The following is a 2,448-nucleotide window of genomic DNA, read 5'->3' as shown; positions in this document are numbered from 1 at the left end:
ACGCAAGCCTGCACGCCACGGTCAAGACCGCCAGCTTCGATTCGGGCGACGCCAACCGCGACGGCCACGTCCGCGGCCCGGACTTCTTCGACGTTGAGCAGTTCCCCGACATGACTTTTCGGGCCACCGGGATCCGGGGCGAGGGGGAAGACTATGTGCTGACCGGCGAGCTCACAATCCGTGGCGTCACCAAGCCGGTGGAGCTCGAAGTCGAGTACACCGGTGTGGCGGTGGACCCCTTCGGCGCCACCCGGGCCGGATTCAGTGCCGAGGCGGACATCAGCCGGAAGGAATTTGGCCTGACGTGGAACGCTGCCCTTGAAGCGGGCGGCCTGCTGGTCAGCGACAAGGTCAAGATCAACGTTGAGGCCGCCATGGTCAAACAGGCCGATACCTAAGCACCGACGAGGCGGGCCCAACCCGGACGGGCACCCGTGGACCGGGCTCGTGGAAACCTGTCCGGGGTTGGGCGCGAAAGTCGGGGATCTTTCCGGGTAAACCACTGATCCGAATGTCACTCCTACGGGCGAGAATTAATCCATGAAGACACTCCTGAACATCATCTGGCTGCTCTTCGGCGGCCTGTGGCTTGCCCTGGGATATTTCCTGGCCGGCGTCGTCTGCTGCCTCCTGGTCGTCACCATTCCGTGGGGCCTAGCCTCGTTCCGCATCGCGTCCTATGCCTTGTGGCCGTTCGGCCGCATGGTGGTGGACAAGCCCGGCGGCAACGGCATATTCACCCTGGTGGGAAATGTCATCTGGCTGCTTGTGGCCGGGATCTGGATCGCGATCGCGCACGTCGTTACGGCCTTCGCCATGGCCATCACGATTATCGGCATTCCGCTGGCGATCGCCAATCTCAAGCTCATACCCATCTCGCTGATGCCGCTCGGCAAACAAATCATCCCGAGCAACACCCCGTATGTGACCGCCTACAGCCCCGGCCGGCGCTAGGCGGCGGCAGCGCAGCCAGCAGGCCGGGGGCACTTCGCCTGTCAGTTCAAGCAATCCGAGGGAGAGGACCATGAGCCAAACGGCAAACGGCGACACGGACCTCATGCTGGTCATTGTCCGCGAGTTCAGGGCGCCGATCCAGGGCGTGTGGTCGGCTTTGACGGACCCGGACCAGGCTCCGCAGTGGTGGGGCCCGCGCGGCTTCCACGTCCCGCGTGAGAGCGTCGACGCGGACCTCGAAGTCGGCGGCCTGTACCGCGCCTGCATGATCCAGGACAGTACCGGGCAGCAATTCTGGTGGAGCGGGGTGCATACCGATGTCGAGCCGCCGCACCTGTTCGTGTTCACCCATGCCTGGGACAAGCCGGACGGAACCCGCGGCTTCGAGACCGAGGTGACGATCCGGTTGGAGGAGATCGACGGCGGCACGCAGATGACCTTCACCCAGGGGCCGTTCGACTCCGCGGAAAGCCGCGACCGCCATGGCGAAGGGTGGCGCGAGTCGTTCGACCGGCTGGCGAATCACCTCAGCGTGGCTGCCTGAGCCGCCGGCCGCCGGTGGGAGGCCGGCACACGGCTCACGCGAGTTCGCCCTGCAGGTTCCGGCGGGCCGCGTCCAGCCACAGTGTCCGGCCGCGGTCGGTATGGAAGAGCGGATCGAGCTGCAGCAGCTGGCGGACGACGGCGGCGCGGCCGGCGGCGAAGTCGGCGTCGCCGATGTGGGCGAAATCTTCCCTGACGGCGGCGAGGTAGCGGGCGTAGGCCTCCGGTTCCCCGCCGAGGACGGAGAGGTCGGCGTCGCTGAGCAGAGCGCCGTCGTCGTCTCCGGGCTCCGGACAGTGGTCGGCCGTCAGCAGCACCAGGCGCACCACTTCGTCCACCTCGGCGGCCGGGAGTCCGGCATGCCGGAGCCGGTCGTCGGCCAGCCGCGCCGACTCTTCCTCGTCCTGGCCTGCCACGCCGCGGTAGACGGCGTCGTGGAACCAGGCGGCCAGCAGCACGGTCCGGGGCGGAACGGCCGGATCGCACAGCAGGTCCAGGGCTTCCAGCACCGCCAGCAGGTGGGTGCGGCCGTGGTACTTCCGGTGTTCATCGCCCCAGCGGTGCAGCAGGTCCAGGAAGAGGGCGTCGAGGTCGCCGAAGTAGACGTCGGTGAGGAACTGCTCCAGCGCCCGGTGCAGCATCGGGCCCCGCCACGCCACGGGCTGGTTCCCGGTGACGAACATGCCGATGGAGATGACCTTGACCCCGTAGGCCACGGGCGGCAGGATCATGTCGTCCACCCGCGTGGGGGCCTGTGTGATGCCCATCAGCGCCGGAACGGAGAAACCGTACACATCCGCGTCCACGATCCCTACACGGAGCCCCTGGGCGGCCAGGGCGCACGCCAGGTTGACAGTGACCGAGGACTTGCCCACGCCGCCCTTGCCGCTGGCGAGGGCGTACACCTTGGTCAGCGAGCCCGGCGCGTTGAACGGGATGCCGCGCTGGGCG

Annotated in this window: 4 protein-coding genes; 3 read left to right on the top strand and 1 reads right to left on the bottom strand. The window is 67.6% G+C overall.

From position 1 onward, the window contains the following. The 3 genes from LQV45_RS25845 to LQV45_RS25835 all read left to right on the top strand — a co-directional run. On the top strand, positions 1-398 hold a 398-nt coding region (locus LQV45_RS25845), incomplete at its 5' end, for a YceI family protein (protein WP_230009498.1). Between the two features lie 142 nt (positions 399-540). Continuing rightward, positions 541-954, top strand: coding sequence for a YccF domain-containing protein (locus LQV45_RS25840; RefSeq protein WP_028275466.1), 414 nt, complete (start codon positions 541-543; stop codon positions 952-954). 103 nt (positions 955-1,057) lie between these two features. Further along, complete coding sequence (locus LQV45_RS25835; protein ID WP_230009496.1) at positions 1,058-1,498, top strand: SRPBCC domain-containing protein; 441 nt, start codon at positions 1,058-1,060, stop codon at positions 1,496-1,498. 34 nt (positions 1,499-1,532) lie between these two features. Here the strand turns inward: LQV45_RS25835 and LQV45_RS25830 are convergent. Then, positions 1,533-2,448: P-loop NTPase (locus LQV45_RS25830; protein WP_230009494.1), on the bottom strand; the 916-nt coding region annotated here is incomplete at its 5' end.

The sequence above is a fragment of the Microbacterium sp. Bi128 genome, assembly GCF_918698205.1.
The sequence above is the reverse complement of the archived record's forward strand: the minus strand, read 5'-3'. Positions and strand labels throughout refer to the sequence as shown.